General features: G+C 40.0%; 16 protein-coding genes. 7 read left to right on the top strand and 9 right to left on the bottom strand.

The window, feature by feature from the left end; translation table 11 throughout:
• Nucleotides 1–195 precede the first annotated feature (195 nt).
• Nucleotides 196–1,671 carry a phage tail tip lysozyme gene (locus AC3B5B_RS04945; protein ID WP_489769476.1) on the bottom strand — a complete coding sequence of 492 codons (1,476 nt, stop codon included), beginning with the start codon at nucleotides 1,669–1,671 and terminating at the stop codon, nucleotides 196–198.
• 234 nt (nucleotides 1,672–1,905) lie between these two features.
• Here AC3B5B_RS04945 and AC3B5B_RS04940 point away from each other — a divergent pair, with 234 nt between their 5' ends.
• A complete protein-coding gene (locus tag AC3B5B_RS04940) occupies nucleotides 1,906–3,192 on the top strand; it encodes an APC family permease (RefSeq protein ID WP_489769475.1) in 1,287 nt (428 codons plus the stop codon).
• A gap of 107 nt (nucleotides 3,193–3,299) precedes the next feature.
• On the opposite strand, the gene AC3B5B_RS04935 is transcribed toward AC3B5B_RS04940, so the two are convergent.
• From AC3B5B_RS04935 to AC3B5B_RS04925, 3 genes are read right to left on the bottom strand one after another with little or no spacing between them, the layout of a single operon-like run.
• Nucleotides 3,300–4,094, bottom strand: coding sequence for a metal ABC transporter permease (locus AC3B5B_RS04935; RefSeq protein WP_489756697.1), 795 nt, complete (start codon nucleotides 4,092–4,094; stop codon nucleotides 3,300–3,302).
• A 1-nt stretch (nucleotide 4,095) separates the two neighbouring features.
• On the bottom strand, nucleotides 4,096–4,725 hold the full coding sequence (locus AC3B5B_RS04930; RefSeq protein ID WP_489769474.1) for a metal ABC transporter ATP-binding protein: 630 nt from the start codon (nucleotides 4,723–4,725) through the stop codon (nucleotides 4,096–4,098).
• On the bottom strand, nucleotides 4,718–5,620 hold the full coding sequence (locus AC3B5B_RS04925) for a metal ABC transporter solute-binding protein, Zn/Mn family (protein ID WP_489756699.1): 903 nt from the start codon (nucleotides 5,618–5,620) through the stop codon (nucleotides 4,718–4,720). Before AC3B5B_RS04925 ends, AC3B5B_RS04930 begins: the two co-directional genes overlap by 8 nt.
• Before the next feature lie 282 nt (nucleotides 5,621–5,902).
• Between AC3B5B_RS04925 and AC3B5B_RS04920 the strand changes: the two genes are divergently transcribed.
• A complete protein-coding gene (locus AC3B5B_RS04920; RefSeq protein WP_489769473.1) occupies nucleotides 5,903–6,334 on the top strand; it encodes a Fur family transcriptional regulator in 432 nt (143 codons plus the stop codon).
• Between the two features lie 34 nt (nucleotides 6,335–6,368).
• Here AC3B5B_RS04920 and AC3B5B_RS04915 read toward each other — a convergent pair whose 3' ends face one another.
• Entirely contained in the window at nucleotides 6,369–7,553 is a 1,185-nt protein-coding gene (locus AC3B5B_RS04915) for a MalY/PatB family protein (RefSeq protein ID WP_489769472.1), read from the bottom strand.
• 248 nt (nucleotides 7,554–7,801) lie between these two features.
• On the opposite strand from AC3B5B_RS04915, the gene AC3B5B_RS04910 reads away from it, so the two are divergent.
• The 5 genes from AC3B5B_RS04910 (at nucleotide 7,802) to AC3B5B_RS04890 (ending at nucleotide 12,850) form a co-directional block, all read left to right on the top strand.
• Nucleotides 7,802–8,800 (top strand): ADP-ribosylglycohydrolase family protein, encoded by a 999-nt coding sequence (locus AC3B5B_RS04910; RefSeq protein WP_489769471.1) that lies wholly within the window; start codon nucleotides 7,802–7,804, stop codon nucleotides 8,798–8,800.
• 10 nt (nucleotides 8,801–8,810) lie between these two features.
• The gene (locus AC3B5B_RS04905) at nucleotides 8,811–10,178 is read left to right on the top strand and encodes a purine-cytosine permease family protein (RefSeq protein ID WP_489769470.1); all 1,368 of its coding nucleotides are present in this window, start codon (nucleotides 8,811–8,813) and stop codon (nucleotides 10,176–10,178) included.
• Nucleotides 10,168–11,052, top strand: coding sequence for a PfkB family carbohydrate kinase (locus tag AC3B5B_RS04900; protein WP_489769469.1), 885 nt, complete (start codon nucleotides 10,168–10,170; stop codon nucleotides 11,050–11,052). Before AC3B5B_RS04905 ends, AC3B5B_RS04900 begins: the two co-directional genes overlap by 11 nt.
• 234 nt (nucleotides 11,053–11,286) lie before the next feature.
• Nucleotides 11,287–12,462 carry an MFS transporter gene (locus AC3B5B_RS04895; RefSeq protein ID WP_489769468.1) on the top strand — a complete coding sequence of 392 codons (1,176 nt, stop codon included), beginning with the start codon at nucleotides 11,287–11,289 and terminating at the stop codon, nucleotides 12,460–12,462.
• 52 nt (nucleotides 12,463–12,514) lie between these two features.
• Complete coding sequence (locus AC3B5B_RS04890) at nucleotides 12,515–12,850, top strand: hypothetical protein (RefSeq protein ID WP_489769467.1); 336 nt, start codon at nucleotides 12,515–12,517, stop codon at nucleotides 12,848–12,850.
• A 72-nt stretch (nucleotides 12,851–12,922) separates the two neighbouring features.
• Here AC3B5B_RS04890 and AC3B5B_RS04885 read toward each other — a convergent pair whose 3' ends face one another.
• The 4 genes from AC3B5B_RS04885 to AC3B5B_RS04870 form a co-directional block, all read right to left on the bottom strand.
• Complete coding sequence (locus AC3B5B_RS04885; protein ID WP_489769466.1) at nucleotides 12,923–13,399, bottom strand: PTS sugar transporter subunit IIA; 477 nt, start codon at nucleotides 13,397–13,399, stop codon at nucleotides 12,923–12,925.
• 1 nt (nucleotide 13,400) lies between these two features.
• A complete protein-coding gene (locus tag AC3B5B_RS04880) occupies nucleotides 13,401–14,585 on the bottom strand; it encodes a MalY/PatB family protein (RefSeq protein ID WP_489769465.1) in 1,185 nt (394 codons plus the stop codon).
• The gene (gene malX, locus AC3B5B_RS04875) at nucleotides 14,575–16,179 is read right to left on the bottom strand and encodes a maltose/glucose-specific PTS transporter subunit IIBC (protein WP_489769464.1); all 1,605 of its coding nucleotides are present in this window, start codon (nucleotides 16,177–16,179) and stop codon (nucleotides 14,575–14,577) included. The genes AC3B5B_RS04880 and malX overlap by 11 nt, the downstream gene beginning before the upstream one ends.
• A 154-nt stretch (nucleotides 16,180–16,333) precedes the next feature.
• Nucleotides 16,334–17,089: a MurR/RpiR family transcriptional regulator gene (locus tag AC3B5B_RS04870; protein ID WP_489769463.1), complete on the bottom strand. Its 756-nt coding sequence runs from the start codon at nucleotides 17,087–17,089 to the stop codon at nucleotides 16,334–16,336.
• Nucleotides 17,090–17,161 lie beyond the last annotated feature (72 nt).

The raw sequence follows: 17,161 nt of genomic DNA, 5'->3' as shown, positions 1-17,161 counted from the left end.
ATTTCTATCTGCTCATTAATCCTTTTTATTGTACAAAAAAAGTCACCTCCAGCAAAATGAAAGTGACTTCGCAACAGTCCCCGCAAAAAATGCTAGAGATATTGTAGATTTTTCTTCCTGTCCTTCTAAACTTAATAATTATTTTTTGTCAACAATCTACTAATTTTTGTCTCAGCTTCTATTAATATAGTAGATTTAATTTAATTTGGGCACATAATTCCAACTACCATCAGCCGCATTAATCACTAGCCACGTATAGCCTTCAGCACTGACGGTTTTAAAATAATGCACCGTTTCGCCAGGATTATAATGACCTAAAATCTTGCTTTGCAAACTCGGCGTTAGATGAATACTCGATAAAGTCTGCACCACATAGGTTTGCAAGACATTCGTATCTGCCGTTGGTTCAGGTAATAATAAATAGCAGAGATTCCCCGAAGCACTGCGATATTCTAACCACCAATGATCATTTTGATAAAATTTGCGTTGATATTTAATCAGCGTATGTTCCGGCAATTGACCAATCGTATCCGCCTGCGAATTGGGTTGATCATAAACTGGGATCGCTTTTAAAATATGGTATTCGCCGCTAGTATTAATGATGCGTTTCGATGCAATTAATAAGTAACGCAAATCTTTTGACGCGGAACGATAAGCTAACCAATCACCCGCACTATTCGTGAGTTGTTTTTCATAATGAATGACTTTGCCTGCCGCTAGCGTTCCAATTTTTTTGGCCGTAATTTCGGGCTGATCGTAGACAATCGTCTTCTTTAATAAAGTATAGGCGTGACGTGGTGGTTCATGTTGCACTGGTGTTTGATTAGCTGCTGCTTGACTGGGGATTAATACATAACACTTTTGCCCCCGGGGATTGTAATAAACCAGCCAAGTTTGGCCGGCAATTTGTTCCGTATTAACATAATTAATTGTTTCACCAGCCGCGTACTCACCTACAATCATGCCATCTTCATCAGGCTGCAAGCGAATCGGAGTAACTTGATTGACCGTATAATTACGTGGAACAGCTGCTGTTTCGTTTTGAGGTTGTTGTAAATAATGATACCAATACTGAGCTTGTGTCCCACGTTGCAGTTGCAAAGTAGGCGCTACTCCCCGATAGCTCTTTGCAAAAACCTCCGCTAAAACTTCTGGTTTGGCAGTACTTTGAATATATTGCACCCCCGTCATTTCATAAATGGTTGATGGTTGAAAATGTTGACTGATTTGTAATTCGTAATTTAAAAAGGCACACTGCCCTACAACCGTTTGATAATCCAAGTGCTGGTGCTGACACCAACCCGCTAGTTCCGCTAATTTGGTCCACTGCAACAAACCATAACCTTGATTTTGCAGATTAACTTGCAACTGGCTGACAACAGACATATTGCCTAATACTCCCGCAATCGCCTGTTCACTCCAATCCTTAGCTAATAATTCTTGCCGCACTGTCCGTGCAGTTTTAATTTGAAAGGGCTGATAATCAGCACTATAAACCAAACTGGACATGCGGTAAATACTCTGAGCTGTTACCAATTCTGAGGCATTGTCAGAAGTAGAACTGGTATCAGGGTGATCGTTGGCAGCCGCTGCTTGTTCAGGAGTTAATTTAGGTAAAATGGAAGTTTGAAAATGACGCTTAGAAAAATGCGATGAATTTTTTTTCTTCATTAAATTAAGTTCCTTCAATTAAATTCCTACAAAATAATGAAAGCTCTAGATTTATTTTAATACAAAACAGCAGAAATTGCTGTGCAGTTAAAACAAATAATTAATTATCTAACTAGCAATCATTTCAACAATCCAAGTTTTAAACTTATTTTGACCAATCAAAATCCTAACTGAAACTAATGCACTTCGTTATACTCAACTTATGACAATAATAATTGAGAGGAATGTGGCCCCATGCAACAACACAAATTAGGATTTTTCAGTATTGTTTTACTTGGCGTTAATGGCATCATTGGTTCTGGAATTTTTCTACTGCCACAACAAATCGCTCATTTGGTCGGCAATGGTAGCTTTTTAGTCATTATTTTTGACGCCTTTTTAGTCATCAGTCTTGCCCTTTGTTTCGCCCAAGCGGCGACTTACTTTCATGAAGATGGCGGCGCTTATTTGTATGCCAAAAGTGCCTTTGGCAATTTTGTGGGGTTTGAAGTCGGCTTTATGACTTGGGCCATTTGCATTATTGCTCAAGCAACTATGGGTGCTGCTTTAGCCACCGAACTTCAAGCAATCTTTCCCACTATTTTGCATCCAAAGATTATTGTTACCCTCCTGATTATCACTTTAGCTTTATTAAACATTGGCGGTGTGAAAGTTTCCAAAATGTTGATTAATTGTAGTTCATTAGCTAAATTAATCCCCTTAATCCTTTTTATTGTCGTGGGTAGCTTTTTTATCCACGGGACTAATTTGCACACTCAATGGCCCGCTTCACAAAAGCTCATGCAAAATTTTGCGCCAGCAGCAGTGACCATGTTTTATGCCTGTACCGGCTTTGAAAGTATGGTCTTAGCTGCTGGAGAGATGCAGCACGTCCAAAAGAATTTACCGCGGGCTATTATCGTCGTGATCGGTTGCGTTACTAGTATTTATTTACTCATTCAAATCGTGGCTACGGGCATTTTGGGAGCTCAATTATCCCAAGTTGCCGTACCGCTACAACAAGCTGCACACCAAGTTACCGGTTCGTGGGGACAAGCAGTAATGGCTAGTGGGACTTTGCTGTCTATGCTCGGGGTTCTAATCACTTCGAGTTTTGTCACACCGCGCGCGGCCGTTGCTTTAGCAGCTGATGGTAGCCTGCCACATTGGTTAAATTGGCGCAACCATCACCAAGCGCCAGTGTTGGCCATCATAATTGGCACTGCCTTGACTTTAATCATTACTTGGCAAGGATCCTTCAACTTGTTGGCACAAATTAGTGCCGTTTCGCGTTTTGCTCAATATCTGCCGACTTGTCTGGCCGTTTTAGTTTTTGCTAAAACCAAAACCTTAACCGCTCAACAGTTTAAATTAAAAGGTGGACCCTTTATTCCCTTACTGGCTATTGGCGTTAGTTGCTGGTTACTAACGCGAGTCCCTCATCACCAACTATTGTTAGGCTTAGGTGCATTACTCTTAGGCGTTCCCCTTTATGTCGGCATGAAAATTTACCGTCATTGGCAAGTACGAACTAAATCATAATTTTAACCATAAAAAAAGAAAGCGGCTGGGACACAAATCGTTTAATTAACTAATGTTCACCCTGAACATTAATTTTATTGTCCCTACCTCTTTCTTGACCGTTCAATTTAATTACGCACTACTTTATGATACAAAGCGGCGCCCAGATACAAGATGGTTTCAATAGTAGTAATAAAAAAGGTCACCGGTAAATTGGTCCAATAACCGAGCATTAAACCCAACCACGTTCCCATTAAGGCTAAAACAATGCTTATCATGATTAAACTGTGTACCGACTTGCCAAAGAATTGCGCCGTTGCTGCTGGCAAAGTTAATAATGCAAAGACTAACAGTGAGCCGACAATTTGCGACACAATACTAATCGTTAACGACATCATCACCAAAAAAACTAAATTAATTAACCAACTCAGTCGCACACTATTTTGAGCCCCGACTGGATCAAAGGCATCAAATTTTAACCGTCGATAAATCAACAATAAAACAACACATTCGATAATGGCAATGAGTAAAATTTGGTGTACATCGTGCGTACTGATGCCCACAATACTACCAAATAAAATATTGGTGGCATAAGAAGAGCTGGCTTTGGAAATCGACAAAAACAAAACTCCTAGACCCATAAAAAAAGCGGAAATCAAACTAATAATGGTGCCCTTCAAGGCCTTGGTTTTATTAAAGCAACCCGCAATCAGTGCACTCAAAACTGTAAAACAGAGCATGCCATTTAAAGGACTCCAATTGAGCCATAAGCCAAAACTAGCCCCCGAAAAACCAATTTCAGACATCGTGTGCGTTAAGAAAGATAATTTTTTGGCAGTCACAAAAACGCCAATAATCCCACATAATAATGAAATGATGGTGGCGACGATAAACGCATTTTGCATAAATTCATACTGAAACATTCTAATCACGTCCTTGTAATTCTAAGCGTTTAGCTTGACCATAGTGTTGTAGTAATTCCGGATCATGAGTAATAAAGATAACGGTCGTGCCTTGGTGATTCAATTCTTCAACTACATCCATTACTTCAAACTTAGCTTGTTCATCTAAACTCGCCGTGGGTTCATCCAGAATTAGTAATTGCGGTTGATCCACAATTGCTTGAGCTAAATAAGCGCGTTGCTTCTCACCACCGGACATTTGTCCCATCCGTAATGTTTGCTTTTTCAGTAAATGCACCCGTGTTAAAGCAGTCTGCACTTGGCCCTTTTCCTGAGTAGTCAACCACGGACGCAAAGAATGACTGAGCTTTAGGGTAACAAAATCCTTAGCTGCTAAAGGGTAATCTTCATCCAAATTACGAAATTGCGGAACATAACCAATTTGGTTTAAACTAATACGTTCAATTAACTGTCCTTTAGTTGGCAATAATTGTTTTAAAATCACGCGTAATAAGGTGGTTTTGCCCGAACCATTCGGACCAGTAATACAAAAAAAATCTCCTTGCGTAATCGCAAAAGATAGATTTTGAAAAACAATTTTTTGTTCAAACTGAACACTTAGTTGATCTGCTTGAATCAAAACTTTATTCATGTGCTTGCGCCTCAATTTTTTGAACTTGACGATATTGCCGCTGCATCCATTCTTGGTAAGTTAAATGCGCTGGCTGAGTTTCAGTAACTTTAACAATCGGAACATGATGTTTCTGCGCTAATTGAACTAAATTATCAACCACCGTATTGGTTGTTTGTTGATTAACAACAAAAAAAGCAATTTTGTGTTCGGTAATTAACCGCTGTAACTCTTGCACAGCTTGAGGAGTCGGATCAGAACCTTCTTCAATGGCTTTAGCAAACTGTTTATTAGCTACTTGATAGCCCATTTGGTGTAACGAGTAATTAAAGACGGGTTCACTGACCGCCACTAACTTTTTAGTGCGTTGTGCTTTAATTTGGTGTAACTGGGTTTGTAGAGGTGCTAAGGTTTTTAAATAGCGGGTTTGATTGCGCTCAAAATCGTGACGGTATTGTGGTAATTGGTGACTCAACTTTTTGGTTAATACCACGGACGTTTGTGCTAAAGCCTGCGGGTCATACCAAATGTGCGGATTAGCTCCGAGCGACTTGTGCATCACTTGCCCCACATTAATGGCTTGCACTTGCTGGTTATCTACCAATAATTTATCCATCCAACTGTCATAGCCTAAGCCATTATACACGGCAATTTTTGCTTGACTGGCAGTTTTAGCATCCTGCGTTGTCGGTTCAAAATCGTGCGGATCAGCATTGGGATTAGTAATTAACGATTGAACCTTGGCATGGGAACCAGCAATTTGTCGAGCTAACTGAGCATAAGTCGGCGTAGAAGTAACAATCTGCAGTTTTTGCTGTGTCGCTTGCGGCTGTGAATCTAGCTTTTGACAACCAGTAACGATGAACAAAGTCAAAACTAAAATCAGCCACAACCATCGCCGCTGTTGAACCTTCATCAAAGTAATTCCTCCACTACATAAATTAACATTAGCTAAATAGTAATAATTACTTTTTAGATTGTATCATACTTTATTTTAGTCGTCTAACCAATAACATAGTAATATTTTATTGCGAGTATTTTTCAACAACAACGATCATAATCCATTAAATAATAGTTTTGATAATTATCCCTTCTACCATAAAGAACTATTCTTTCGTAGCTGTATGCTATAATTAAAGCGTTTGAGAAAGCCACTACATAATTTTGAGCAACATAATTATTATCTAGGAGTAATTCAATGGAACCATTACAACTAGCTTTTCAAATTCTACAAGACAATCATCTCAAACTCACCAAGCAACGCCGCAGTTTATTAGAATATTTAGTTCAACACAGCAATTACTACATTTCCTTAGCCCAATTAGATCAACACTTACGGGCAACTTTTCCAAAAATGAGTCATGAAACCATTTATCGTAATGTCAAAGAAATGCAAAACTTAGCGATCGTTGAAACTAAAATGTTCACCAATGGCTTGCGCGTGAAATTCCAGTGTGACTTCACTACCAAAGAACATAGCCACTTCATTTGCCAAATTTGTGGTCGCGCTTATGAAATTCCCTTGCCCAATTTTGAAGTAGCTTTACAGCAATTAAAAAATGCCCAAATTGACTCCTTTCATGTGGAAGTCTTGGGCATTTGTGAAAAGTGTCAGCACCAAAAACTTTAGTACTGCACTCAGATTACTAACTAATTAACCGCAACTATTTGGCCAAAGCTTGCAGAACTTTGATCAGGCGTTGCACACCTTGTTCTAACGTGTCTCTGGAAGTAGCAAAATTCAAGCGAATAAACAGCCCATCAGCGTCAGTTAAACCAAACTCACTGTTCGTTTGGACACCAACGCCACCTTGATCTAAAGCTTGTTGTAATTCTTGTTCAGAAACCTTTAAATAACTGACATCAATCCAAGATAAATAAGTGGCTTGACTGCGCGTTACCTTAGCTGGCGTTTGTTCTTCAATTTGCGTCGTCAAAAACTGTAAATTGGCTGCTAAATAACGCAATAACTCACTCAACCAGTCTTGACCGTTCGTATAAGCAGCTTTTAAAGCGGGCAAAGCAAACGCTGTTGGTAAATCCGGATTCGAAGCATACGCTGCTACTTGTTGCATTGCTGTTTGATAAGTTTCATTTGTAGTGTAGTAATAGGCAAATTGTAAGCCTGCCAAGTTAAACGTTTTGGAAGGTGACTTAAAAGTAATAATGTGATCTTGATATTCAGGACAAACTGTAGCCAATGGCGCATAATGATTGCCGGGTAAAATCAAATCACTATGAATATCATCAGATAAAATAATCACGTGGTACTTCTGACAAATTTGGACAAAATTTTTCAATTCCGCCGTTGTCCAGACCCGCCCGGTTGGATTATGCGGATTACATAAAATCGCCATTTTGACCTGGTTAGCTTTGATCTTATCTTCAAAATCCGCCCAGTCAATTTGATAGCCCTGCATAGTCTTTTTCAAAGGATTAGTGATTAATTGACGTTTGCTCTCCTCCACTGCAATTTTAAAGTGACCGTACAACGGCGTTTGCGTAATAATCGCATCACCTTCGTTAGTTAAACCGCGAATGGCCAATGACAATCCATTGACTACGCCAGCACTATAGCCTAAATTATCTGGATCAATCTGCCAATTGTTTTGTTGTTGCAACCACTGCGCAATTACCTGGGGAATATCCGTCATGTTTGGTTCTACATTGTAACCATAAATTCCTTGCGCGGCTTGTTTTTGAATTGCTTCAACCACGGCCTTGGGTGATTGAAAGTCCATATCTGCAATCCACATGGGAATTACATCGGGATTATCGTAGACATCTTTCGCACCGTCCCACTTAATACTATACGTATTTTTACGTTGATTAACTTGGTCAAAGTTCATATTGATTACTCCTTTTTTCTCAACATTATATGATTAATTTTACTACAAAGATTAGACCATTTTAAAAAAATGAGTTGCTTAAGTCAACATTAATCAAGAATTATTACATTATTTTGTTTTTAATAGTCATTTTTCATCCTAGCCAATCAAGGATCCGCTTGAATGGCTATTTATTTTTATTCGATTTTAAACTATCATTAAAAATGATTAACGTTGCTAGTTATTTTTTAACAATAAAGGAGAAAACATTGCGTTCCAATAATAAAATTTTAGGAACTTTATATGGTCAAGCGATCGGTGATGCGCTAGGCATGCCCACTGAACTCTGGACGCAACAACAAATCCAGGCCACTTTCCCTAATGGAATTAGTGATTTTGTTGCCGGTCCTGCCAACAACGACATTGCCAAATATTTTCAACGCGGGCAATACACCGATGACACTAACCAAGCCTTAGTTATTTTAGAATCTTTGATTCAAACTAATTGGCAACCCGAGACGGACAATTTAGTCCAACATCTTTTAGCCTGGGCAAAAGATGTTAATGCTTGGGAAAATAATATTCTCGGACCTAGTAGTAAAGCTGCCTTAACTTTAGCGCTACATCATCAACCTACAGCTTCTGTGACCGCCACCGCTTTGACCAACGGTGCCGCCATGCGAATTGCGCCGATTGGTACTTTATTTACCCCTGATCAGCAAAATGATTTGGTGCAACTGGTTGTGCAAGTTACTCAGGTTACCCATTCGAGTGATGTTGCTTATAGTGGTGCGTGCTTAATTGCTGGTGCCGTCAGTGCGGCCATGGTCTACACTGATTGGGAACAAATTGTTGATTTTGCGTTGCAAACTAGCGCTCTAGGGTTTCAGCAAGGAGCTCCGACTTGGGCGGCAAACATCAACCAGCGTGTTAAATTAGCCATACACTGGGCCCAAAAATTTCGGCAACAACCACAGCAATTTCGCCAAGCAATCTATGAAGTGCTGGGGACCGGCACAATGCTCTCGGAAAGTGTACCCACAGCGTTTGCCATTGCTTATTATTGGCGTGATGTTCAAAAGTGTGCACTCTTCTGCACTAATTTAGGGGGCGACACCGATACCATTGGTGCCATGGCCACCGCCATTTGTGGCGCTTATCAAGGAGTTGAGGCAATTCCTCCTAACTGGCTTCAACTGATTGATCAACAAAATCCCCAGCATAATTTGCAGAGCATTGCACAAGCAATTAACCAGTTTCGCCAATAAGGAGTAAATCATGACTAAACAAGAACAAATTATTATTCCAAAAAAAGAACGTACCTTGAAACCACTAGCTTTATTTTATAATTGGTTTGCCGCTAACATTGGTATTATGGGATTCGTTTATGGTGCCATTATTGTTAGCTACCATTTGTCAATGTTTCAAGCCGTCTTAGCCGCTTTAATTGGTTCTCTGTCCTTTATTTTTCCGGGTTTTATCGCCATGATTGGGCAAAAAAATGGTATCACGACTTTTAAACTGAGCCGCGCACCGTTTGGTATTAATGGCAATAAAATTCCTAATATCGTAGCGTGGATTAACATGGTCGGTTGGCTCGCCGTTAATATTATTACCGGAACTTTATTATTCGTTGCCATGTTGCAGACTTTGCACTTACCCAAAAATCCCGTCACCATTTTGATTTGTCTGTTGATTTTCACCAGTTTAATTGTCTTATCCGGCTTTTTAAAAGAAGACCTATTAGCCAAAATTCAAACGTGGCTAAGTTGGATTTTTGGAATTTTAACCTTTGTAATTTTTATTTTCTTCTTATTAAAAACCAATTGGCAAACTGCCTGGTCTATGCATCATGGTTCTTGGATCAAAGGTTGGTTGCCTGCAGTCAGCATCATTGCTGCGGGTTCGGGCATTTCTTGGTCTATGGCTGCTGCTGATTGGGGCGCTTACGTCCAACCGCAAACCAATTTGCATAAAACTTTTTGGTCGACGACCCTTGGCGGTGCTTTGCCATTGTTTGTGTTAATGATTGGTGGGATTTTCTTAAGCACTAGTACCCCAACTTTGGCTAATAGTAGCGATCCTTACCAAGTGATGTACAGCGTCTTACCAACTTGGATGGGTGTCTTATACTTCTTGATTGCCGCTGGCGGTTTAGTGCCCCAGTGTATGGTTTCTTTTCGCTCCGCACGGATTAATCTGCAAACCTTTGGCATTAATCTCAAACAATCGAGTTCCTTAATTGTTCATAGTTTGCTCGTTTTTGGAATTGCTATTTATGTTTTATTCTTTTCTGCTGGCTTCTTAAGTAACTTCGAACTTTTCTTAAATTTCTTAGGTATTTGTTTAGTAACTTGGTTGGCCGTCTTTTTAAGTGACTTTTTGTTTAAACGCCAACACGGCTATGACCTCAAGTTGATTCAAACTCAAACTGCTCCCAAATATCGCTGGTTTAATATTCTAACGTGGTTAATTGCTACTGTAAGCGGATTGTTATTTACTAATAATGCTGTTTGGCAGGGACCCTTTGCTTACGGTATTTTTAAAAATAATAGCCTAGGTGTCTTTGTGGCCGCCTTAGTAGCCTTAATCTTAATCGCCATTGAACAGATCTTCAACCAGGGAGGAAAACAAAATGCAGCCTAAAGTCTTAGTTATCGGCGCTGCCTTAGTGGATTTGCTGACCCAAGTATCTAGTTTACCGACTTCTGGCAGCGATATCGGCGCTAGTTCGCCTCAGACCACGGTCGGGGGATGTGCGCTCAATGTTTACAGTGCTTTACAACAGCAACAAATTGCCAGCGATTTACTCGTGCCGCTTGGTCAAGGACCATTTGCCCAAATTATTCAACAGCAATTTCAGCAATGGCACATTGAGCCTTTGTCAGCACGAGGTCACCAAGACAACGGCTGGGATTTATGTTTAGTTGAACCTAATGGAGAACGGAGCTTTTTAACTTTTGCTGGAATTGAATTACAGTGGCAAGCAGATTGGTTTCAGGCTTGTGATTGGGCCAGTTACCAATATATCTATCTTAGTGGCTATGAGTTAGAAAATTCATCTTGTGCTCAGCTAATTTTGCACCAATTACAGACCCATGCCCCGCACACCCCAATTTTATTTGATACCTCACCACGCATTGGCACCATTGAACAAGCTACTTTACAAAAACTCTGGCAATTACCAACTATGGTTCACGCTAATCAAGTTGAATTACAGACCTTGGCGCCCCAAACCACCGATCTCCAACAACAATTAGCGACTATTTTTGCTGTCACCCAACAACCCGTTATCGTAACGTTAGGTGCCCGTGGGTGCGTCATTTACGATGGTCAAACTTATCAAAGCGTTCCTGCTCCAAAAATTAAAACTATCCAAAATACCAGCGGCGCTGGTGATGCTCATTGTGGCGGCCTCTTAGCTGGTTTAATGCAGCAAAAATCGTGGCCTGATACTTTACAGCAAGCTAACCAAGTTGCAGGCACTATTGTTCAAAAACTAAACAGTAATTTTTATTAACCAGCTGCGAGCAAAACCGAATAAAAGCTGAGTACTAACCTAGATTAGACTTTGAAGTTTACTTTTTAACTTGAAAGTCTAATTGTAGTTAGACGCAAGCTTTTGTTTTGCGAGCGCAATTATAACCAACCACGAGCAAAACCGAATACTAACTGCAACTCATGAAACTAGTCAAACACAAATTTATATTATAAAATTAATGAAAAATGTTTAAATATTGAGGGTTATTATTCTATGTTCAATCACAAAACCAGAAAACTGCTACTCGGCATTGTCATTCTAGCAATTATTGCGCGCCTATCATCATCAACCTCGCCCGCTATTGCGGCCATTGGACAAGCTTTTCCACATGCCAATAGTACGGCTGTAGAGTCCATCGCCACGATTGGTGATGCCGCTGCTGTGATTTCCGCTTTAGTCTTTGGTAAATTGTTAGACCACTGGACTTTTAAACAAATTGCTTTAATTAGTGTTAGCATTTTAACGTTGGGCGGCTTATTACCACTTCTTTTTCATCAATCAGTCAATCAATTATTGCTTTGGGGCTTTTTAGCAGGACTAGGAACCGGCGGGATCACGACCATCTTACCTAGTTTACAAGCTTATACCTTACAAGGTGAGCAACTCGCCACCATGCTCGGCAGCGTTGTGGCCTTAGAAAATGGTTCATCAATGGTGATGGTCTTCTTTAGTGGGCTGTTAGCGAGTCACAATTGGCTACACGCTTACTATCTTTTCTTTTTAGCAGCAATTGCTTTAATTATTATTAGTTTTGTCGTACCTAATAAACGTCCAGATCAAAAAGCAGACACCGACGAAAACACTCAAGTTACTCAAACTAAGTTTGGCTCAATTGTCTATTATTTGATTGTGGCCAGCGTCATGATTGCGTTAGAAGCCGTGCTCTATAATAAAAATGCTGTTTATATTCAACATTTCCATTTGGGAACACCCGCTTTAACGGGCCGGATTATGATGTTGGATGGCTTGGCTGCTATTGTGATGGGCCTTGTTATTCGTTGGGTGCGCCAATTATTTAAACAATATCTTTTAGTGGCCAATTTCTTTCTAGTCGCCCTCGGCGGTTTTTTATTACTAAGACTGCACACCACCACTAGCATTGCCATTGCCACCTTTTTAATTGGGAGTGGCAGTGCCCTTACCTTAATGACAGTTCCTTATCTACTCTCTGGCTTAGCCACCGCCAAACATTATCCCCTAGTGATGGGCTGTTTTTCCGCGATTACCAGTCTCGGATTTTCCGGATCCGCTTTATTTTTCAACAATTTAGTTCCTAAATTTAGCCCCAACTTACTAACCGGAACTTACCAATTACAAATTATCATCGCGTTAGTAATGGGCGTCATTATTTTTCTACGCACCTTTTTTCAACAACGGTTAAAAAATTAATTTTACAATCAAGGGTTTTCGTGTCATGATTAAAGTATGTAATTAGAGGAGGATGAGATATTTGGCACAGCCATATAGTGAAAAAGCGGTTGCTGCATTTTTACAATTTTACGTACATCACTTTCAGGATGATGATTTAGAGGTTATTTCTCAATATGATGTCGATCATCATGTCACTGAATTAAATGCTTTTATTGCTCATGATCGCAGCTTTCGAATGAAAGATATTGTTCCAGTTTTAATCAAACAACATTCAGATATTATCAACGCCTTGTTGGAAGACTTGTTAAAGAATGCTGGACTAGAGATGGAACAACTCAATACACCACAATTGTGGGAAAATTGGTATCGTGAAGAAAAAGCTAAAATCAAGGAACCAGAACGTTAAACATAGCTTAAATAAAAAAACTGTCAGTGAACGCCGTAAAAAGTGTTCACTGACAGTTTTTTTTAATGAGAACTATTCCAAAGTTGCCACGACAGCTCCTGCATTGACTGTTTGCAAGTCATTCAATTGAAGTTGTTCTTCTTTTAAATTAGTAAAGATAACAATGACACTCGTATTTTTCTGCTGCTGTTGAATCATGGCCAAATCCATCTGTGCTAAAGTTGTGCCTGCTGTCACACTTTGGCCGGCTTGCACCTTAATCTCAAAAGGGGCACCATTTAATTCGACCGTATCAATCCCTAAATGTAATAAGACTTCATGATCTTGCTGATCCTTTAGAGTAATCGCGTGCTTCGTAGGAAAAATGGATACAATGGTACCATTAACGGGCGCGACTACTTGACCGTCGCTAGGAATCACTGCATAACCTTGCCCCATCATGCCACTTGAGAAGACTCCGTCCTTCAAAGCAGCTAAAGTAATTAATTGCCCATTGGCCGGTGCGACTATTTCATCTGCTACTCTTTTTTTCTTTTTCAAGCCAAACATCTTAAAACCTCCCGTCGATAAATTTCTTAATCCGCGATAAAGCCGTTTTGATTTGAGAGCGCGGCATTGCTAAATTAATCCGTGTAAAGTCTTGACCGTCACCGACAAAGTCCGTCCCCGCTTCTAAGATAACGCCTTGTTGCGTAGCCAACTCTTGCGTAAACTCTGCACCACTAATTCCCAAATCGCTAACTTTGACCCACAAGAGATATGATGATTCCATAGGAATCAATTGTAGCCGCTGATCTGTTAACATTTGTTGGGCTAATTCATAATTCTGTGAAACATAATCGACCATCGCGCGCCGCCAATCGTTCCCCGTTTGATAACCGGCAACAATAGCTGTAATTCCGAAAATATTCGGTGACGTAATCGAATTTTTTTGATAGTTAGCGCGCAAATGTGCACGTAATTGTGGATTAGGAATAATTGAATATGATGTTTTTAAGCCACCGAGATTAAAGACTTTATTTGGTGAAGTCAAAAAGATTAAATTTTGTAAATACTTATCCGGCAAACTCAACGCTGAAGTGTGGTGACCATTATTTAAAATGTGTTCACTATGAACTTCATCGCTAACCATAATTACTTGATGATCCAAGCACAGTTGGGCCACGCGTTCAATTTCTTGTGGCGACCAGATCCGTCCGGAAGGATTATGCGGATTACAGAAAAATAATAAATGTGGTTGTTGAACCTGTAATTGGTGCTCTAAGTCATCCCAAGCAATTTCATAGCGATTATTTTTTAAAATTAACGGACTCATTCCAACCGGCACGTGATTATCGCGAGCGCAGCGGCCAAAAGGACCGTAAGTGGGTGTCAAAGTCATCACACCATGTTGGGCGTCACAAAATTGTTGCACTAAATTATACATCGTCGCCACACTACCATAGCCTAACGTAATCCAGGCTGGATCGACAAAGACTTGGTGTTGCTGTTGTTGCCATTGTACTACGGTTTGATAAAATTCCGGATACGTGTACGTATAACCAAAGGTTCCACGCTGACTAGCTTTCATGAAAGCATCTAAAATTCCTTGAGGGGAACGAAAGTCCATATCAGCAATCCACATGGGAATAAAATCGTCCGGAATAGGACCAAATTCGTGTTCAATAATCGTCCGATCCCACTTGCGACATTTTTCATCATGACGATCAATAATTTCATCAAAGTTATACTCCATCAGCTTGTGTAATTTCTCCTTTACCGATTGATTGCTCTTTTAATACCGCATCAAATTGTTTACGCACTGTGGCAATTTGGGTGCCAATAATCACTTGCACATTTTGTTTATCTAAAATCATAACTCCTAACGCTCCAGCTGCTTTCAATTGTTCTTCATTCACTAAATCTGTATCCTGAACAATCAAACGTAAGCGGGTCACGCAGTTATCGACGTTCACAATATTAGCGGCACCACCAACACCTGCCAAAATTTGTGGCACATCGAATTGCTCACCTGAATCCTCTGTATCTGTTGCACTAGCGTGCTTTTCACGACCAGGAGTCTTTAAGTTATACTTTTCAATGGCCCATTTGAAAACAAAGTAGTAAATAGCGAACCAAACCACTCCGACAATTGGGACAATCCACCAACGAGTAGCGGGGCCTTGCAAGACACCAAAGATCAGCCAATCTAAAATACCACCATCAGTATTACCAATCCCAACATTTAATAAGGCCATCACCATATAACCTAAACCAGACATAATACTATGGAAAATATACAAAGCTGGTGAAATAAATAAGAATAAGAATTCAATTGGTTCCGTAATTCCCGTTACAAACGAAGCAATCACTCCCGAAATCAACAAACCTTTGACTTTCTTCCGATTTTCAGGGAAGGACGTTTTATAAATCGCTAATGCGACTGCTGGTAAAGCAAACATCATCGTAGGCATATAACCTTGCGATAAGAAGGCGGTCGCATGGTGGCTAATCGGCAAGCCGTGTTGCAATTCCTGATAAAAGATATTTAACGCTCCGACAACGTGATGACCGGCCACCACTGCGGTCCCACCAGCTTGCGTAAAACGAATCATCGCTAACAAAATATGATGCAAACCTAGTGGAATCAATAACCGTAAACAAGTACCGTAGATAAATGGTCCAAAGACACCGGCTTTTTGAATCAGCCAGCCTAAGCTGTTAATAGCTGTTGAAAAGATCGGCCAAATCATGGGAATGACTAAGCCCACTAAAGCCATAACCAAGGCTGTCATAATCGGCACAAAACGCGTGCCACTAAAGAATGCAAACGAATCTGGTAACTGCGTTTGATAAAAATGAATATGAATAACATACACAATTAAACCGACAATAATTCCACCTAAAACACCCATTTCAATAGTTTGAATCCCAAAGGTGTTCGATTGACCGGCAGCTTGCATTTTGCTGACAGGAACTAGTTGATGGGTAACTTTTAAATAAAAGTTAATGGACATATTCATCACAAAATAGCCCACAAATCCTGCAAAAGCAGCGATACCTTTTTCTTCACGGGCTAAACCTAACGGAATCGCCATCGCAAACATAATTGGTAAATAAGTAAAGGCAAAGCCACCAATTGTCGACATAAACTGAAAGATCAAGTGAATTGGTGTGATCTTTAAAAATGGTAATAATTTAAGCATACTCGGGCTGGAAAAGGCACTCCCAATTCCTAATAACAAGCCCATAAATGCCAATAACGAAACTGGTAACATGAAAGTTTTACCTAAACCTTGGAAAAACTCCCAAGCAGTAACTTTTTTCTTTGGTTCTTCTTGTTCCGACATCTCGTTACTCCTTCTCTTTTTTTGAATACGATTACAGAATAAAACAAATTTACTGGCGAAAATAGCCCTTTCAAGGATAATGTCGGAATTTACATTTTTTGTAAATGGTTACAATTTTAACAATAAAAAACGAACGACCTAGTAAATCTGGTAACTACAAACAATATTGGTAAATATACTCATCAATAATTAACTCCACTAACCGTAAAAGTGGAATGCGCGTCGACAAATCCAAATCTTGATAATAAATGTTCGGAACTGGCAGCTCAAAAGCTTCGGTGACTTTCCCCGCCAAAGAACTCTGAACATTGCCAATAATGCCAACCGTATTAACCAACCGTTGCTGTAAAATTCCCGCACAACGCCCCATCACCGCGGTTTCTCCGGAACAAGAGATCAAAAATACCAAATCGCTAGGATCAATCGTGGAGACCACCCGATCAATCTCATCCCATTCGGAACGACTCGAAGAATTTTTACCTGCAAACATTAAGCGCCGCGCACCATCCACTGCCACCGTATAAGACGGTCCCAGTCCTAAAAATTCAATATGGTGCGCTTGATTAATTAATTGCGTCACCCGCTTTAACTGTAATAAATCTAAGTCTTCGCGCCCAATCAGAGGAATTGCACCCGAATGCTTTAAAAAATCCCTTTTGGTGATTTGCTCTGCTTGCTCGCCTTCCAACGCTTTGCGCAAATAAAACTTAAATTCCGTTAAATTTTGATAACCCAATTTTTTGATCGTCCGACTAACCGTTGCTGTCGAAACATAAGTTTGCCGCGCAATTTGGGCAATATCCTGCTTTAAAAATTCAGATGCTGCGCGTTTCAAGTAATCAAACACTTGCCGTTCTGCGGTACTTAAAGTTGCACTTTGTCGTTCAATATTTTTAAAAAATAAAGTCATCGCCGTCTCCTTTTGACCATTGTAAAAAAATTCACTTATTTATTATAAAGATTTTGAGCTTTAACTGCAGCA

This window comes from Bombilactobacillus sp. ESL1187 (assembly GCF_058107155.1).
Note: the sequence above shows the minus strand (reverse complement) of the source record. Positions and strands in the feature narration are given on the sequence as shown.

Coding starts and splice junctions, on each gene's coding strand:
- AC3B5B_RS04930 (WP_489769474.1), bottom strand. CDS start 4,725: ATGAATAAAGTTTTGATTCAAGCAGATCAACTAAGTGTTCAGTTTGAA.
- AC3B5B_RS04895 (WP_489769468.1), top strand. CDS start 11,287: ATGTTCAATCACAAAACCAGAAAACTGCTACTCGGCATTGTCATTCTA.
- AC3B5B_RS04920 (WP_489769473.1), top strand. CDS start 5,903: ATGGAACCATTACAACTAGCTTTTCAAATTCTACAAGACAATCATCTC.
- malX (WP_489769464.1), bottom strand. CDS start 16,179: ATGTCGGAACAAGAAGAACCAAAGAAAAAAGTTACTGCTTGGGAGTTT.
- AC3B5B_RS04945 (WP_489769476.1), bottom strand. CDS start 1,671: ATGAAGAAAAAAAATTCATCGCATTTTTCTAAGCGTCATTTTCAAACT.
- AC3B5B_RS04900 (WP_489769469.1), top strand. CDS start 10,168: ATGCAGCCTAAAGTCTTAGTTATCGGCGCTGCCTTAGTGGATTTGCTG.
- AC3B5B_RS04940 (WP_489769475.1), top strand. CDS start 1,906: ATGCAACAACACAAATTAGGATTTTTCAGTATTGTTTTACTTGGCGTT.
- AC3B5B_RS04890 (WP_489769467.1), top strand. CDS start 12,515: ATGAGATATTTGGCACAGCCATATAGTGAAAAAGCGGTTGCTGCATTT.
- AC3B5B_RS04870 (WP_489769463.1), bottom strand. CDS start 17,089: ATGACTTTATTTTTTAAAAATATTGAACGACAAAGTGCAACTTTAAGT.
- AC3B5B_RS04885 (WP_489769466.1), bottom strand. CDS start 13,399: ATGTTTGGCTTGAAAAAGAAAAAAAGAGTAGCAGATGAAATAGTCGCA.
- AC3B5B_RS04905 (WP_489769470.1), top strand. CDS start 8,811: ATGACTAAACAAGAACAAATTATTATTCCAAAAAAAGAACGTACCTTG.
- AC3B5B_RS04925 (WP_489756699.1), bottom strand. CDS start 5,620: ATGAAGGTTCAACAGCGGCGATGGTTGTGGCTGATTTTAGTTTTGACT.
- AC3B5B_RS04915 (WP_489769472.1), bottom strand. CDS start 7,553: ATGAACTTTGACCAAGTTAATCAACGTAAAAATACGTATAGTATTAAG.
- AC3B5B_RS04935 (WP_489756697.1), bottom strand. CDS start 4,094: ATGTTTCAGTATGAATTTATGCAAAATGCGTTTATCGTCGCCACCATC.
- AC3B5B_RS04880 (WP_489769465.1), bottom strand. CDS start 14,585: ATGGAGTATAACTTTGATGAAATTATTGATCGTCATGATGAAAAATGT.